Source organism: Yersinia sp. 1652 StPb PI, from assembly GCF_041538345.1.
GTDB lineage: Bacteria > Pseudomonadota > Gammaproteobacteria > Enterobacterales > Enterobacteriaceae > Yersinia > Yersinia enterocolitica_E.
Genome location: NZ_JAULSM010000001.1, coordinates 539,044 through 555,137, shown reverse-complemented (window position 1 = coordinate 555,137; position 16,094 = coordinate 539,044). Strand labels below are relative to the sequence as shown.

Sequence of the window (16,094 nt, the reverse complement as noted above, 5' to 3'; positions counted from 1 at the left end):
TTGTTCTTTACCTCTTATGCCAGACGCGGGTTAACTTTATCGGCGTCGATACCAAACTTGGTAATTGCTTGTGCAACTACGCTGGCGTCGATGTCACCGCGTTTAGCCAATTCACCCAGAGCTGCAACCACAACGTAAGAAGCATCAACTTCGAAGTGGTGACGCAGGTTCTCACGGCTGTCAGAGCGGCCGAAACCATCTGTACCCAACACGCGGAACTCGCTGGCAGGAATGAAGTTACGAATTTGTTCAGCGAACAACTTCATGTAGTCAGTAGAAGCAACCGCTGGCGCGTCGTTCATGACTTGAGCCACATAAGGAACACGTGGCGTTTCTGTTGGGTGCAGCATGTTCCAACGCTCACAATCCTGACCATCACGGGCCAGTTCAGTGAAGGATGTTACGCTGTACACATCAGAACCAACACCGTAGTCGTTAGCCAGAATCTGAGCCGCTTCGCGAACGTGACGCAGGATTGCACCTGAACTCATCAACTGCACTTTGCCTTTGCTACCTGCAACAGTTTCCAGTTTGTAGATACCTTTACGGATACCTTCTTCTGCGCCCTGTGGCATTGCTGGCATGTGGTAGTTTTCGTTCAGCGTGGTCAGGTAGTAATAGACGTTTTCCTGCGCTTCACCGTACATACGCTCCAGACCGTCATGCATGATGACAGCAACTTCATAAGCATAGGCCGGATCGTAAGAGATACAGTTCGGGATAGTCAGTGACTGAATGTGGCTATGACCATCTTCATGTTGCAGACCTTCGCCATTCAGAGTAGTACGACCTGAAGTACCACCGATCAGGAAGCCACGCGCCTGTTGGTCACCCGCAGCCCAGCACAGGTCACCGATACGTTGGAAACCGAACATGGAGTAGTAGATGTAGAACGGGATCATTGGCAGATCATTGGTGCTGTATGAGGTCGCAGCAGCCAGCCATGAAGAGGCAGCACCCAGTTCGTTGATCCCTTCTTGCAGGATCTGGCCTTTTTCGTCTTCTTTGTAGTAAGCAACCTGCTCACGGTCTTGCGGGGTGTACTGCTGACCATTCGGGCTGTAAATACCAATCTGACGGAACAGACCTTCCATACCAAAAGTACGCGCTTCGTCAGCAATGATTGGAACAATTCTGTCTTTGATAGACTTGTTCTTCAGCATCACGTTCAGCACACGCACGAAGGCGATAGTGGTAGAGATCTCTTTGTTCTGCTCTTCCAGCAAGGAGCTGAAATCTGACAACGCAGGGATTTCCAGCTTCTCGGTGAACTTAGGCATGCGGGTTGGCACATAGCCTTCCAGCGCCTGACGACGTTCATGCAGATATTTGTGCTCTTCGGAATCTTTCTCGAAGGTGATGTAAGGCAGTTTTTCGATATCAGCATCGGCAACTGGCACATTGAAACGATCGCGGAAGTGGTGAACCCCTTCCATGTTCATTTTCTTCACCTGGTGAGCAATATTTTTGCCTTCTGCTGTTTCGCCCATGCCGTAACCTTTAATGGTGTGGGCCAGGATAACAGTTGGTTTACCGGTGGTTTCTTGTGCTTTCTTCAGTGCGGCAAAGACTTTCTTCGGATCATGACCACCACGGTTCAGAGACCAGATCTCGTCGTCGCTCATGTCTTTCACTAATGCAGCAGTTTCTGGGAAACGGCCAAAGAAGTGTTCGCGGACATAGGCGCCGTCTTTGGATTTAAAGGTCTGGTAGTCGCCATCCAGGGTTTCGTTCATCAGTTGGATCAGTTTACCGCTGGTATCTTTACGCAGCAGCTCATCCCAACGACTACCCCAAATCACTTTCAGAACCTGCCAGCCAGCACCATTGAAGATGCCATCCAGCTCATTGATAATCTTGCCGTTACCGGTAACCGGGCCATCCAGGCGCTGCAAGTTACAGTTGATAACGAAGACCAGGTTATCCAGTTTTTCACGGGTCGCGATGGTGATCGCACCTTTGGATTCTGGCTCATCCATCTCGCCGTCGCCCAAGAAGGCGTACACGGTCTGTGCTGCAGTGTCTTTCAGACCACGGTGATGGAGGTATTTCAGGAACTTGGCCTGATAGATTGCACTGATTGGGCCAAGGCCCATCGATACCGTTGGGAACTGCCAGAATTCAGGCATCAGTTTCGGATGCGGGTAAGAAGACAGACCCTTACCATCGACTTCCTGACGGAAGTTATCCATTTGCTCTTGAGTCAGGCGGCCTTCAAGGAAAGCACGCGCGTAAACACCTGGAGAAATGTGGCCCTGGAAGTAAACCAGATCGCCGCCGTCTTTTTGGTTACGAGCACGGAAGAAGTGGTTGAAGCAAACCTCGTAGAAGGTAGCGGAAGACTGGAAGGATGCCATGTGGCCGCCCAAATCCAGATCTTTCTTCGACGCACGCAACACGGTCATCACAGCATTCCAACGGATAGCGCTGCGAATACGACGCTCAAGCTCCAGGTTGCCAGGGTAAGCGGGTTCGTCTTCTACCGCGATGGTGTTGATGTAATCACGGTTGGCAGAACCTGCCGCAACGCTCACACCACCTTTACGGGCTTCGCCCAAAACCTGATCAATCAGATACTGAGCACGCTCAACACCCTCTTCACGGATGACCGATTCGATCGCCTGTAGCCAGTCGCGGGTTTCGATCGGATCCACGTCATTATTTAAACGTTCTGACATGGTGGTATTCCTTATCTGTTTCTAATGGTTTATTTGGAGCCTATCTTCCTGTGCTTTAACCCCAGGCTAAAGCACGTGCCCTGGTGAAAACACCGGAAGATAGGCCCATCAGTTTGTCCCCGTCATACTTCAAGCTGTAGAGGCGTTGGCTGTACTCTCTCACCCCAGTCACTTACTCAAGTAAGCTCCTGGGGATTAATGAGTCTCTTTGAGACTCACCCTACGGGCTAGCATAAATGCTGTTCAAATCGGCCTACGACCGATTTGTCATTCCCTTGCCGCCTACCTACAACTCGAATTATTTTGGGTATAGTTGCCGCTAATAATTCTCAAATGAGAATAACTACCCAATGAAATTGAAGTTACCGTGCCGCTGCCAGAGAACGAATCTCGATAAGCTGACCCAAGTCAGTGATTCGGGTGAGTTCACGCAGCTAACAACCCTGTAGCTTCAAGTACAAAGGGTACAAAACGAGTTATTGAGGTCTTGCAGAGGCGCAACCTGAATGATTCGTTTCTAGTCCTTGCGCTGTTGGAGCCGACGCAAAGATCGCTCACGGCGACTGTGCTCCCGACTAAGATCCAACAGAATTTCCTCGATAAACGCCAAGTGACGGTGTGAAGCTTCGCGGGCTTTCTCTGGCTCGCGTGCCACAATCGCCTCAAAAATCCCGGCGCGGTGACTGCTCACCGTTGCCAGCATTTCGCGGCGCGAGTAAAGCAATTCAAAGTTCTGTCTTACGTTTTGTTCCAGCATCGGCCCCATGCAACGCAGTAAATGCAGCAAAACCACATTATGCGCAGCCTCTGTGACAGCCACTTGATACTGCATAACGGCATCTGCCTCAGCATCTAAATCGCCGTTATCCTGCGCTTGCTGAATAACAGTATGGCATTCACGGATACGTTGCAGATCTTCATCAGTGCCGCGCAATGCTGCATAATAGGCAGCAACACCTTCGAGGGCATGACGGGTTTCTAACAGATCGAATTGTGATTCTGGATGGTCAGCCAGTAGCTCTGCTAGCGGATCGCTAAAGCTTTGCCACAGATTGGTTTGCACGAAAGTCCCGCCCCCCTGACGACGCAACAGCAGTCCCTTAGCTTCTAAGCGCTGAATTGCTTCTCGCAAAGAAGGCCGGGAAACATCAAATTGCTTCGCCAACTCGCGTTCAGGCAGTAATTTCTCCCCCGGACGCAGCGTCCCTTCCAAGATCAGGTATTCGAGCTGCTGCTCGATGACATCTGATAATTTGGGCTGACGTATTTTGTTGTAGGCCATAATTTGTTGTAAGTCGCGCTGTAAGCCGTATTGAGTGAATCGTCTCTGCGAGTAGCGCGGAGTCAATTGGTAATACCAATTTCAAAAACGTGACGATAAAGTAACAAAGTATTCACTAGCTGTCCATACGGACCTTGACCAAAATCATGAAACCCAGCACATTTTAACAACTTCACTGATAAAGCAATGCAAAGTGATAACGTAGCAGTGGTAATACCATTACCTGGCAGCCTCGGGTTTTAACTTTTATGAAACGGGTAATTAGGCAAGCTGAAGCGTTAAAGTGATTTTATTTGTGAATATAAATTCTATAAATTTGAATTTATATTCAAACTAAAACAAGAAAAGTCTGTATCCCTCGGTCTCTCGCCTTAAAACTGGTATGACCATTATAAAAATGGCTTACTGGTGGCTTTTCAACCCAAAAAAGCACATTCCTGCTTTTCCTCAAAACAACAGCTTGATCACGCATCAACATTTTTCTTGCTGTTTTGGCTAAAACTTCACCGATTAAAATAAAAAGCAGATGCAATAATTCTCGCCTACCACTATTCTCTTTTAAACGGTAGCCTAAAGAGAAAATTCCCATAAAAGCCACCGTAAACAAAATAATACAAATAATGTAATCAAAACCTTACGCATAGCAAACGGCACCTATTTATACCCAATAGATTTCAAGTTGCGGGAAGGCGGTAACAGATTATTCCAAGGATGGGCTGAGTAACGAGTACAGCCAATATATTTGCAGTTTGAAAGATGACGGGTTTGCCCGCTAAAAGTGACAACGACAGAGGATGCAACAATGAGTGTTCAACAGGAAGGTGCAGAGCTAAAGCGGGGGCTTAAAAACCGCCACATACAGCTTATTGCCTTAGGTGGCGCAATTGGTACCGGATTATTCCTTGGTATCGCGCAAACCATTCAAATGGCGGGGCCTTCAGTGCTACTGGGGTATGCAATCGGCGGCTTTATCGCGTTTCTGATTATGCGCCAGTTAGGAGAAATGGTAGTCGAAGAACCAGTCGCGGGTTCTTTTAGCCACTTTGCTTACAAATATTGGGGGAACTTTGCCGGTTTCGCTTCCGGTTGGAACTACTGGGTACTGTATGTGTTAGTGGCGATGGCCGAACTGACCGCCGTAGGTATCTATGTACAATATTGGTGGCCGGAGATCCCAACATGGGTGTCAGCGGCAGTATTCTTCTTAGCTATCAATGCCATCAACCTGGCGAATGTCAAAGTGTATGGTGAAATGGAGTTTTGGTTCGCCATCATTAAAGTGGTCGCTATCATTGCAATGATTCTGTTCGGTGGATGGTTACTACTTAGCGGGCAAGGCGGCCCGGAAGCCACTGTGACTAACTTGTGGGCACAAGGCGGCTTCTTCCCTAACGGTGTCATGGGCTTGGTTATGGCAATGGCGGTGATCATGTTCTCCTTCGGTGGCCTTGAGTTAGTCGGGATTACCGCTGCAGAAGCCGAAAACCCAGCCCAAAGCATCCCCAAAGCAACCAATCAGGTTATCTACCGTATCTTGCTGTTCTATATTGGTTCTCTGGCAATCTTATTATCACTCTACCCGTGGGGAAAAGTGGTCGAAGGCGGTAGTCCATTTGTACTGATCTTCCATGCACTGAACAGCAATGTGGTCGCAACTGTATTGAATATCGTGGTACTGACAGCAGCATTGTCGGTCTATAACAGTTGTGTTTACTGTAACAGCCGCATGTTGTTTGGTTTAGCCAAACAAGGCAACGGCCCGAAAATGCTGCTAAAAGTCGATGGTCGCGGGGTACCTGTTATTGCTATCGCCGTCTCTGCATTTGCCACCGCTTTCTGCGTGCTGATTAACTATCTGATCCCAGGCCGAGCCTTCGAATTACTGATGGCACTGGTAGTATCGGCGCTGGTGATCAACTGGGCGATGATTAGCCTTGCGCACCTTAAATTCCGTGCCGCTAAAAACCGCCAAGGCGTGATCCCACAGTTCAAAGCCTTCTGGTATCCGTTCAGCAACTACCTGTGCTTGCTGTTCCTCACCGGCATTTTGGTCATTATGTATCTGACACCGGGTATCCAGATTTCTGTGCTATTAATTCCAGCTTGGGTATTGCTACTAGCTATTGGTTACATCCTAAAAAATCGTAACCAACGCGCCAAATCCTGATAGCAGAACATAGCAGATTTCTCTCGAGAATCTGACGACATCATAGCTAACGGGTCAGCTACAGCGCTGACCCGTTTATTTTATTGTTTAACAAAACCGTGTTCGACTGACCCGCCATCTTCCATAACCCACTGATCCTATAGTGCTGCTCCCCCCAACAGTACAAACCAGATAATGAACAGTTTGATATTACTTATGTATTGAATTTGTCACGTCTCTTTTTTGCCGTCTGGTTCAGACTTTGATGGCGATGGTACATTTGTCCATCTCTATAACCATTAACTTCTGATATCTCCCCGATTGAACAGCAATAATCCATCTTCAATGACTGTTTTTGATCCATAACGGAGAGAATATCCATGAATATAGAACTAATTAGTGAAGGAAAAGATCAGATATGAGATGGGGGTGAGGTATGCGGGCTAATTAATCATATTTCGTTAAGACCGCACTGGCCGGGCACAAACTCTCCGGCCAGTGCCATAAATCAGAAAACTAAACTAGTGCACCATAAATGGTCAGTAAAGCCACGACTACAATCACCGTTAGTGTCACTTTTCGTGCTAACGAGACCGCAGACCTTGGCGTCTGTACTGGGTCTAAATGAGGCTCACGAGCCAAAGAGTACTGCGCTAATTGGGTCAGAACCTGATACTGCTGAGTTCTGAAATCACCTAATGAGGCAAACCAAGCTGGTAATGCTCTTTCGCCGTGCCCCAACAAGGCATATGCCGCGCCCACCAACCGCACAGGTATCCAGTCCAGCCAATGTAACAGACGATCAATACCAGATTGAGAACGCTGTAAAGGCGTATGGTGTCGGGCTAACCAGGTTTGGTATCCGCGTAACATCGCATAACCTGCTAGCGCCACGGGACCATAGTTAACACACACAACAAACCAGAAGATAGGCGCTAAATAGTAACGGAAGTTTATCCACAACAAGGCATTTTGTAGGGATTGTAAGCGAGCTTTCTCTCCGCTATCCATGGGTAAACCATGGATTAATGCTAACTCTTCTGCCATTTTATCGGTGGCATGGGCATCATTTTGGCGCGCAGCTTTAAGGTAGGCTCGATAGTGTTTACGAATCCCCCCGGCACCAATGCATAGCAGGCAAATCAGAATCCAAATCAACAACAGGGGGAAACCAAACAAGATATTCTGCACTAACTGCAAAATCAGCCATACCAAGGCCATCCACACGGCAGTCAGCAAAATAGTTTGCGCCAACGAAAAACGGTGTAAACGCGTGAATACGACTTCAAGGCGGTGGTCTAACTGCCAATGTTCGCCGAGTTTAAACAAGCGCTCCCATGCTAGCACCAGCAACAGCGTAAACAGTGTCATTAGCTCTTATTCTCCCTTTGCACTTAACCAGCCCTGGAAACAGGGCATATGCCTCCCGGCATGTATAAACCACACTATAAAACCAGGCAACAAGCAGCTGAGCTGCTCGACAACAAACCTGTGGTGAAGACTGACCAGCATCACGATGGCGATGTTAACTTCACCAAACTCTGCTGATACAAAGCCCAATCAAAAGCGGGGCCAGGGTCGGTTTTACGTTGTGGCGCAATGTCACTATGGCCCGTCACCCGATCAACAGTTATCGGATAATGAGCAAATAACAGCACACTTATCTCATTCAAACTCCGATATTGTGCGGGCGTAAACGGTAACATATCCGTTCCTTCCAGCTCGATCCCAATAGAAAAATCGTTACACCGCTCACGCCCGCCAAAGCTTGAGACTCCAGCATGCCAAGCGCGTTGATCAAACGGAACATATTGAATAATTTCACCATCACGACGAATCAGACAGTGGGCTGAAACTCGCAAGTGAACAATATCAGCAAAATAAGGATGTTCATCGGCATTTAGTGTGCCAGTGAAAAGCTGATCGATATAGGGGCCACCAAATTCACCAGGGGGCAAACTGATATTATGAATTACCAGCAGCGAAGGTACCTCGCATTCTGGCCGTTGATCAAAATGGGGAGAAACGACCCGTTTAACCCCTAAAATCCAGCCATTTTCTAACTGCATTGTTTATCTAAGCCCCCTAATAGTACACTTCAACTGGCTCTTTTATGGCACTTCAGCCAGCAACAGAGTAGCATGTTTGAACTATTATCTATCCGCCATTTCGGAGTTTTATATGCCGACCCGCAGCTATAATGCCGACAGCCGCCGTGCCGAGCTATTGGAACGAATTCAATGTGATATCCCTTTCACTGTTGCCCAAGCTTTGAGCGAAGACCTGGGTGGTGAGGTTAATGCAGATCGCGACCTTACCGCACAATTACTCCCAGCAGATAAACAGGCTAATGCCACGATTATTACGCGCGAAGCTGGTATATTTTGTGGTCAGCGCTGGCTAAATGAAGTGTTTATTCAACTTGGCGCCCAAGTGACAGTTGAATGGTTAGTCAACGATGGAGACAAGTTGATAGCTAATCAGACACTTTGCCATCTGACTGGCCCTGCCCGTATCCTACTTACCGGTGAACGCACCGCACTTAATTTCTTGCAAACCTTATCCGGTGTCGCTACCGAGGTCAGCCGTTATGTGGCGGAGCTCTCTGGGTTGCATACGCAATTACTCGATACCAGGAAAACCTTGCCAGGGCTGCGTACCGCCTTAAAATATGCCGTCCTCTGCGGTGGCGGTAATAATCATCGACTCGGCTTATCTGATGCTTTCCTTATCAAGGAAAATCACATTATTGCTGCTGGTTCTATCAAAGAAGCGGTTGCTAAAGCATTTTGGATTCATTCCGATGTTCCCGTCGAAGTTGAAGTTGAATCCCTTGATGAATTGCAACAAGCATTAACCGCTGGCGCCGATATCATTATGTTGGATAATTTTACCATCCCAATGATGCGTGATGCTGTGCACATGCGTAATGAGTTGGCCAAGACCCAAGAGAGTGCTCAACTGGAAGTTTCTGGCAACGTTACGCTAGAAACACTGCGAAGCTATGCCGAAACCGGTATTGATTTCATCTCAGTCGGTGCACTAACAAAACACGTGACAGCTTTAGACCTGTCCATGCGATTTAAATAAACCTACCAAATTATCTTCGGCCGATGATAGCCATTAGCAGACTCTAATTCTGTTTTTGCGAGCATCGCCGAAGTTATCTGTGATTTCACTGTAACAACCTAAATATTCGACAGCCTGCTTCGCAAATCAATGTAATGCCCCTGTTGCCATCAATTAAAAAGTTGCACCCTTGCCTTGTTTTCACACACACAAGGAGAGTGACAAATGAATAAGCAACAGGGTTTTACCTTAATTGAATTAATGGTTGCCATCGCCATCATTGCTGTACTTAGCGGTATTGGGATTCCTTCCTATCAGCGCTATATCCAAAAAGCAGCCCTCACCGATATGTTACAAGCCATCGTGCCCTACAAAATGGCGGTAGAACTTTGTGCTCTGGAGCATGCCAAGTTCGATAGCTGTAATGCGGGCAATAACGGCGTACCGACTGGGCAACCATCGCGTTATGTCAGTGCAACAACCATTGATAAAGGTGTGATTACACTTACGGGTCAACATACCCTTGCTGACCTGAGTCTCTCGATGACCCCCACACTTAGTAGTAGTGGAAATATTGTCTGGACCAGAACATGTACCACCGTAGATAACAACCTTGCTGATAGCTGTAAGACCGTGTTCCGTTTCAATGATAAGGCCTAATCCAATGACTGAATTCATGGCACACCAACCCGAGCGAATCAGCGCTGAATTACACAAACTCTGTCGTCGTTATAGGGCAATAGCCTTAAAACTCGATGGCAAAAACCTCGCTATAGCGTCATCCAAACCAGTGAATGACGAATTATTAACTGCCCTGCGTTTTACCTGTGGTCGTAAAATTACCGTAGAATACTGGCCTGAGGCTAAGATTGAACAGTTATTAAACCTTGAACCATCAGCAAAAGAGCACCTAAACCTAGAAGTAGAATCTACCGAAAATAGCCAAGGCGTATCGCGACAAGAGAGAAAACGACAAGGAGGAGGAGGAGGCTCAGCTTCTCTGCCACAACAGGATTTAGATGAGACGTTGCTGGATAATGAAAGTGATATTCCCGTTATTCAATTTATAACGCAAACACTCAGATTGGCGATTCAGAAACGTTCCTCAGATATCCATTTTGAACCTTATCAGCATCATTATCGTATTCGTTTAAGAATTGATGGTGTATTACACGAATCCCCACCTCCAACAACTGAATTAGCCAGCCGTATCAGCAGTTGCCTAAAAGTTATGGCTAAATTGAATATCGCGGAAAAACGGTTACCGCAGGATGGCCAGCTAGCTTTAGTGTTAAATGGCACCCGCTACTCCATAAGAATAGCCACCCTCCCCGTACAGTTCGGTGAAAAAGTGGTGCTGCGTATACTGAATATTCATCAACAACCAACACTGGCCAGTCTGGGTCTGACAACCATGGCCCACCAACAACTCACGCGCGCATTATCTGCTCCGCAAGGTTTAGTTCTGGTGACTGGGCCTACCGGAAGTGGAAAAACTGTGACGCTCTATTGCAGTTTAGACCAACTCAATCAACCGCAAAGAAACATCTGTAGTGTTGAAGATCCTATAGAGATCCAGGTTGATGGCATAAATCAGACTCAGACTAACAATAGGATTGGATTGGATTTTTCTTGCGTATTACGCGCGATGCTACGCCAGGATCCTGATGTGATTATGCTCGGCGAGATTCGCGATAATGAAACTGCCGAGATAGCGGTTAAGGCAGCATTAACGGGGCATCTGGTACTTTCAACACTGCATACCAACTCAACATCTGAAACCCTAATACGCCTGACACAAATGGGAATAGAACGTCACTTAATTGCATCGAGCCTGACGTTAGTTATCGCCCAACGACTGGTTCGCAGGCTCTGCCTGCACTGTCGCCAGGCATCTCCCACTCTTTTTCAGGCTCCGGCAGGTGTTTGGGCGAGTCCATTGCAACATTATCTCGCCGTGGGCTGTGAACACTGTTGCGCAGGCTATTATGGTCGCACAGGTATTTACGAAATGTTAAGTGTCACCCCGCCAATCCAGCAAGCTTTGCTCAACAATGTCAGCCCGGCAAAGCTCACTCAGATTGCACAAGAGCAAGAACAAGTAACATTACTTTCTGCTGGTTTAGCATTAGTTGAAAGCGGTGTTACTACGCTTAGTGAAATTAATCGTGTTGTGGGAACTCTGAAAGAATTCGAGGCAATCCTGTGAGTTATCAACGTTTATTTTACTGGAAAGCCATTGATACTACAGGACAGTTACAGACTGGAGCACAATTGGCAACAGAGCGAAATATTGTTTATGAACAAATGTTCCGCCAAGGGTTACAACCATTAAACGTTAAGGGTGGTAAGCGATTATCAATCAGTTATTGGCAAGGTGAGCACCTGGTGGCTGTTACTCGCCAATTGGCGACGCTACTGCAAGCCGGGCTGCCTTTGGTTAATAGCCTGCAACTGCTAGCGAAAGAGATAGATGCATTACCGTGGCGCTGCTTATTGCAGGACATAAGCCAACTGGTTTCACAGGGCCAATCACTATCTGAAGCGATGGCGAGTTACCCACACACGTTCCCCCGATTATACCCCCCAGTGATTGCAATGGGGGAGCTGACGGGTAACCTTGAACAGTGCTGTATTCAGTTAGTACAGCACCAGGAACGGCAGCAAAAATTACAAAAGAAAGTGATTAAGGCACTCAAATATCCAATATTTGTCTGCGTTATCGCGATGGTTGTTAGCCTCGTTATGCTGGTCATGGTGCTGCCTGAATTTGCACAAATCTATCAATCATTTGATACACCATTACCCACACTGACTGCCACGCTGCTGCTGATTTCAGTATTTATTACTACTTACGGGCCGTATATTGCGGTGTTATTAACATCAATATGTATGGGATACCTTTATGCGCGGCGGCGTCAGGTGCACGTGCAACAATGGGAGCAAACACTGTTATTACGTCTCCCACTCATCTCCACATTAATCCGAGGAAGTTGCCTTAGCCAAATTTTTCAAACATTAGCTATCACTCAACATGCCGGATTACCGCTAACTGCCGGATTGGATGCCGCACTACTTTCCATCAATAACTGTACCTATCAGCAAGCACTAAAACATATTCAACAACAGATCAACCAAGGTGAGCCTCTGCATATCGCTCTTGCACAACATCATCTATTCCCGCCGCTATGCCAACAAATGGTTCGGGTGGGTGAAGAGTCTGGCGCGTTGGATGTGTTATTAGAAAAACTAGCAGGTTGGCATCGGCAAAAAACACAGGATTTAGCCGATAATCTCACACAAATGTTGGAACCACTGTTGATGTTGATTATTGGCAGCATCGTCGGGGTTCTAGTGATCGCAATGTATTTACCGATATTTCAACTAGGGGATGTTATTGGGTAATACGGGTGTTAAGGGCGAAGTATCGTGGGGAAAGGGGGGGTCGAAACAGGGCGTTAAATAACGCCCTGTTTCCATCAGTAATCAGTTACTGCCAAATACACGGTTTTCTTGCTCTGCAACTCGGATAAAGGTGGTGCGCTTGGTCAGTTCTTTTAAATGCGAAGCACCCACGTAGGTACAAGCAGAACGCAAGCCACCCATAATGTCGCGCACTGTGTTATCAACGGAACCGCGTAATGGCAGTTTAACTGTTTTACCTTCTGCGGCGCGGTATTCAGCGACTCCGCCTACGTGGCGTTTCATAGCAGACTCTGAACTCATACCGTAGAACAGCATGAATTTCTCGCCATTTTCTTCCACCACGCGGCCTTCACACTCATCGTGTCCTGCTAGCATGCCACCCAGCATCACGAAATCAGCACCACCACCGAAAGCTTTAGCCACATCGCCCGGTGCAGAGCAGCCGCCATCACTGACAATCTGTCCCCCCAAACCGTGGGCAGCATCGGCACACTCGATCACAGCAGATAGCTGTGGATAACCAACACCGGTCTTAACTCGCGTGGTACAAACAGAACCTGGACCAATACCCACTTTAACAATATCTGCACCAGAAAGGATAAGCTCTTCTACCATCTCACCAGTCACCACATTGCCAGCACAAATCACTTTGTCCGGGCAGGCTTCGCGAGCTTTTTGCAGGAAGGAAACAAAATGCTCAGAGTAGCCATTAGCTACATCGATACAGATGAATTTCAGTGCCGGTGATAATGCCAGAATTTGCTTCATTTTGTCGAAATCGGCAGAGGAAGTCCCTGTCGACACCATGACATGACGCAATACAGATTCAGGAACCCGTTTTACAAATTCAGCCCATTGTTCAACCGTGTAGTGCTTATGAACTGCGGTAAGCACATCAAATGATGCCAAAACTTCAGCCATGCGGAAGGTGCCAACAGTATCCATATTAGCAGCGATGATAGGTACACCAGACCAATTCCAACCTGAATGTTTGAAGGTAAACTGGCGCTCGAGCTCTACTTCAGAGCGGCTTTTCAGTGTGGAACGTTTAGGGCGGATTAACACATCTTTAAAACCTAATTTCAAACCTTCTTCAATGCGCATGGCTTATTATTTCCTGGTTAGTGGCGATAGATCGCAAAAAGTGATCGGGCGTAAATCACGCCATCCCAGTGAAGCTATCATACGCATGAATAATTCTACGGCAAGACTGCGAATCCACCTTTATTTACGCTATAATCCCACAAATTACTTGGAGAATAGCAACCACTCTTTTATCTGCGCGCTCACTTCACTTATTTTTCCATCTAGCTCAAACAGAATGCATACCTTACTATCCCTTCCCGCCCGCTTTCAGATACAATTCTGCCACTCATAAACAGTATACAAGGCTAGGTAATGACCTATATTGTGGCTCTCACCGGCGGGATTGGCAGCGGCAAAAGTACCGTAGCAGATGCATTCGCCGATTTTGGGGTGCCCCTTGTTGATGCTGACATTATCGCTCGCCAGGTTGTTGAACTGGGTATGCCAGCATTAGCGGCTATCGCATCCCGCTATGGCGACACTATTTTGCAAGCAGATGGTTCATTAAACCGGAGTGCATTACGCGCAAAAATTTTCAGTGAACCACAGGAAAAAGCATGGTTAAATTCACTGTTGCATCCACTTATTCAGCAAGAAACTGAGCACCAATTAGCGAATATTGATAAACCATATGCACTTTGGATTGTTCCTTTGTTGCTTGAAAATGGTTTACAGCACCGTGCTAATCGTGTGTTAGTGGTAGATGTAGCGCCTGAAATACAACTCACGCGCACGATGGCAAGAGATGGTATTACCCGCCAACAGGCAGAACATATTTTAGCGTCACAGGTTTCGCGGCAACAACGGCTAGCCTGTGCCGATGATATTATTGACAATAGCGGCGATCCATCCATTATCGCCTCGCAAGTTGCTTCATTACACCAACAGTATTTAATATTGGCAGCCGCGGCCCAACAGGATCTACACCAATGAGTGACCTCACCTCAACAATACTTTTTGAACATCCGCTGAATGAAAAAATGCGTACCTGGCTGAGAATAGAATTTTTATTACAACAATTAGAAAGCCAACGTTCGTTAGATAATATTGCCACTGCATTAACGTTTTTCCGCGCCGCATGCGATTTGATTGAAGTTTTGGATCGCGGCGAAGTCCGCACTGATTTGCTCAAAGAGCTTGAGCGCCAACAACAGAAGTTACAGCAATGGGCCGATATACCCGGTGTGGATATGTCGCGAGTGGACTCCTTGCGCAGTAAACTAAAAAACCATGCCACAGTATTAATGTCCGCACCACGTATCGGGCAATCATTAAAAGATGACCGCTTAATCGCTGTCGTTCGCCAGCGCCTTAGCATTCCCGGTGGCTACTGTAGCTTTGATTTACCCACGTTACATACCTGGCTACATCAGCCACAGGAGCAGCGTGACCAACATATTGATAAATTGCTGGTAAGCTTAGCGCCACTCAATCAGTCTCTGACCATCATTTTAGATTTAATTCGTCAGTCGGGTCCGTTACGGGCACAAATCAGCTTGAATGGTTTCTTTCAAGATAATGCCGAAGGTGCTGATCTACTCCGGCTGCGCTTGCCATTAGACCCACAACTATACCCACAAATTTCTGGTCATAAAACACGGTATGCTATTCGCTTTTTACCGCTCGACAGTGAAAATGGTACTGTTCCGGCCCGTTTATCGTTTGAATTAGCCTGCTGCTGATGTGGCAATCAATCAGTTGGTTTTTAAGGAGAGAATATGGACTTAGAAGAAATCGAAGTTAACTGCCCTACCTGTGGGAAAATCGTTATCTGGGGAGAGCAAAGCCCATATCGCCCTTTCTGCTGCAAACGCTGTCAACTGATCGACCTAGGCGAGTGGGCTGACGAAGAAAAGCGTATTTCAAGCCATGGCGAGTTATCTGACAGTGATGAATGGAGTGAGGAAGAACCCCCAACTCATTGATGTGCATATCATTGGGGAGCAACCCTATTTTGCTCCCTTCCCATTATATTAATTACAATTTTATTAAGCGCAACATGGAGTTATCGGGTGAGTAATGCAATGATTGCGGCATTCGCTGGCGGAAACTCCTCGGCAACCAATTCGGATTGCCTTACCCAGCGAATGGGTTGCCCTTCGCGGCCAAAGGGTTCACCATCCCACGCTTCAACCATATAGAAACTTAATGTCACGATACGGTCGGTAAAAGTATGCTCCAAGACGTTGAGTAGAACAGCCTCTTGTACCACGATCCCTACTTCTTCTGACAACTCACGTTTTAAAGCAAGCTCCGCTGTTTCACCCTGCTCAACCTTGCCACCGGGAAACTCCCAAAAACCCGCCATATGAGAATCAGCAGCGCGCTGAGTAATAAAAATCTCCTGCTGGGGGTTGCGGATAATCCCTACCGCTATCTGTAAATGTTTCAATTCTCTTTCTCCTGA

Annotated in this window: 15 protein-coding genes; 8 read left to right on the top strand and 7 right to left on the bottom strand. The window is 47.1% G+C overall.

Going from position 1 to position 16,094, the window contains the following annotated elements; genetic code table 11:
- Positions 1–14: 14 nt before the first annotated feature.
- The 3 genes from aceE to Q2T71_RS02495 form a co-directional block, all read right to left on the bottom strand.
- A complete protein-coding gene (gene aceE, locus Q2T71_RS02505; protein ID WP_372558019.1) occupies positions 15–2,678 on the bottom strand; it encodes a pyruvate dehydrogenase (acetyl-transferring), homodimeric type in 2,664 nt (887 codons plus the stop codon).
- Between the two features lie 517 nt (positions 2,679–3,195).
- Positions 3,196–3,960, bottom strand: coding sequence for a pyruvate dehydrogenase complex transcriptional repressor PdhR (gene pdhR / locus Q2T71_RS02500; RefSeq protein WP_049613280.1), 765 nt, complete (start codon positions 3,958–3,960; stop codon positions 3,196–3,198).
- A gap of 328 nt (positions 3,961–4,288) precedes the next feature.
- Entirely contained in the window at positions 4,289–4,549 is a 261-nt protein-coding gene (locus Q2T71_RS02495; RefSeq protein WP_372558018.1) for a hypothetical protein, read from the bottom strand.
- 213 nt (positions 4,550–4,762) lie between these two features.
- Between Q2T71_RS02495 and Q2T71_RS02490 the strand changes: the two genes are divergently transcribed.
- Entirely contained in the window at positions 4,763–6,127 is a 1,365-nt protein-coding gene (locus Q2T71_RS02490) for an amino acid permease (RefSeq protein WP_083160490.1), read from the top strand.
- Between the two features lie 495 nt (positions 6,128–6,622).
- Here the strand turns inward: Q2T71_RS02490 and ampE are convergent, their stop codons facing one another.
- Positions 6,623–7,477, bottom strand: coding sequence for a beta-lactamase regulator AmpE (gene ampE / locus Q2T71_RS02485; protein ID WP_372558017.1), 855 nt, complete (start codon positions 7,475–7,477; stop codon positions 6,623–6,625).
- A 140-nt stretch (positions 7,478–7,617) separates the two neighbouring features.
- Positions 7,618–8,175: a 1,6-anhydro-N-acetylmuramyl-L-alanine amidase AmpD gene (gene ampD, locus Q2T71_RS02480; protein ID WP_372558016.1), complete on the bottom strand. Its 558-nt coding sequence runs from the start codon at positions 8,173–8,175 to the stop codon at positions 7,618–7,620.
- 112 nt (positions 8,176–8,287) lie between these two features.
- On the opposite strand from ampD, the gene nadC reads away from it, so the two are divergent.
- The 4 genes from nadC (at position 8,288) to hofC (ending at position 12,580) form a co-directional block, all read left to right on the top strand.
- Complete coding sequence (gene nadC, locus Q2T71_RS02475) at positions 8,288–9,196, top strand: carboxylating nicotinate-nucleotide diphosphorylase (protein ID WP_083160496.1); 909 nt, start codon at positions 8,288–8,290, stop codon at positions 9,194–9,196.
- Between the two features lie 204 nt (positions 9,197–9,400).
- Positions 9,401–9,835, top strand: a complete 435-nt coding sequence (gene ppdD / locus Q2T71_RS02470) for a prepilin peptidase-dependent pilin (protein WP_372558015.1) — start codon at positions 9,401–9,403, stop codon at positions 9,833–9,835.
- A 4-nt stretch (positions 9,836–9,839) separates the two neighbouring features.
- Positions 9,840–11,384 (top strand): type II secretion system protein GspE, encoded by a 1,545-nt coding sequence (gene gspE, locus Q2T71_RS02465; protein ID WP_372558014.1) that lies wholly within the window; start codon positions 9,840–9,842, stop codon positions 11,382–11,384.
- Complete coding sequence (hofC, locus tag Q2T71_RS02460; protein WP_372558013.1) at positions 11,381–12,580, top strand: protein transport protein HofC; 1,200 nt, start codon at positions 11,381–11,383, stop codon at positions 12,578–12,580. Before gspE ends, hofC begins: the two co-directional genes overlap by 4 nt.
- Before the next feature lie 81 nt (positions 12,581–12,661).
- Here the strand turns inward: hofC and Q2T71_RS02455 are convergent, their stop codons facing one another.
- Positions 12,662–13,705 carry a GMP reductase gene (locus Q2T71_RS02455; protein WP_083160502.1) on the bottom strand — a complete coding sequence of 348 codons (1,044 nt, stop codon included), beginning with the start codon at positions 13,703–13,705 and terminating at the stop codon, positions 12,662–12,664.
- 294 nt (positions 13,706–13,999) lie between these two features.
- Here Q2T71_RS02455 and coaE point away from each other — a divergent pair, with 294 nt between their 5' ends.
- The 3 genes from coaE to yacG are packed head-to-tail and all read left to right on the top strand — an operon-like array spanning position 14,000 to position 15,612.
- Entirely contained in the window at positions 14,000–14,620 is a 621-nt protein-coding gene (gene coaE / locus Q2T71_RS02450; RefSeq protein ID WP_372558012.1) for a dephospho-CoA kinase, read from the top strand.
- Complete coding sequence (gene zapD, locus Q2T71_RS02445) at positions 14,617–15,369, top strand: cell division protein ZapD (RefSeq protein WP_372558011.1); 753 nt, start codon at positions 14,617–14,619, stop codon at positions 15,367–15,369. The genes coaE and zapD overlap by 4 nt, the downstream gene beginning before the upstream one ends.
- A 36-nt stretch (positions 15,370–15,405) precedes the next feature.
- Complete coding sequence (gene yacG / locus Q2T71_RS02440) at positions 15,406–15,612, top strand: DNA gyrase inhibitor YacG (protein WP_050086102.1); 207 nt, start codon at positions 15,406–15,408, stop codon at positions 15,610–15,612.
- An 80-nt stretch (positions 15,613–15,692) separates the two neighbouring features.
- On the opposite strand, the gene mutT is transcribed toward yacG, so the two are convergent.
- Positions 15,693–16,079 carry an 8-oxo-dGTP diphosphatase MutT gene (gene mutT, locus Q2T71_RS02435; RefSeq protein ID WP_372558010.1) on the bottom strand — a complete coding sequence of 129 codons (387 nt, stop codon included), beginning with the start codon at positions 16,077–16,079 and terminating at the stop codon, positions 15,693–15,695.
- Between the last annotated feature and the right edge of the window lie 15 nt (positions 16,080–16,094).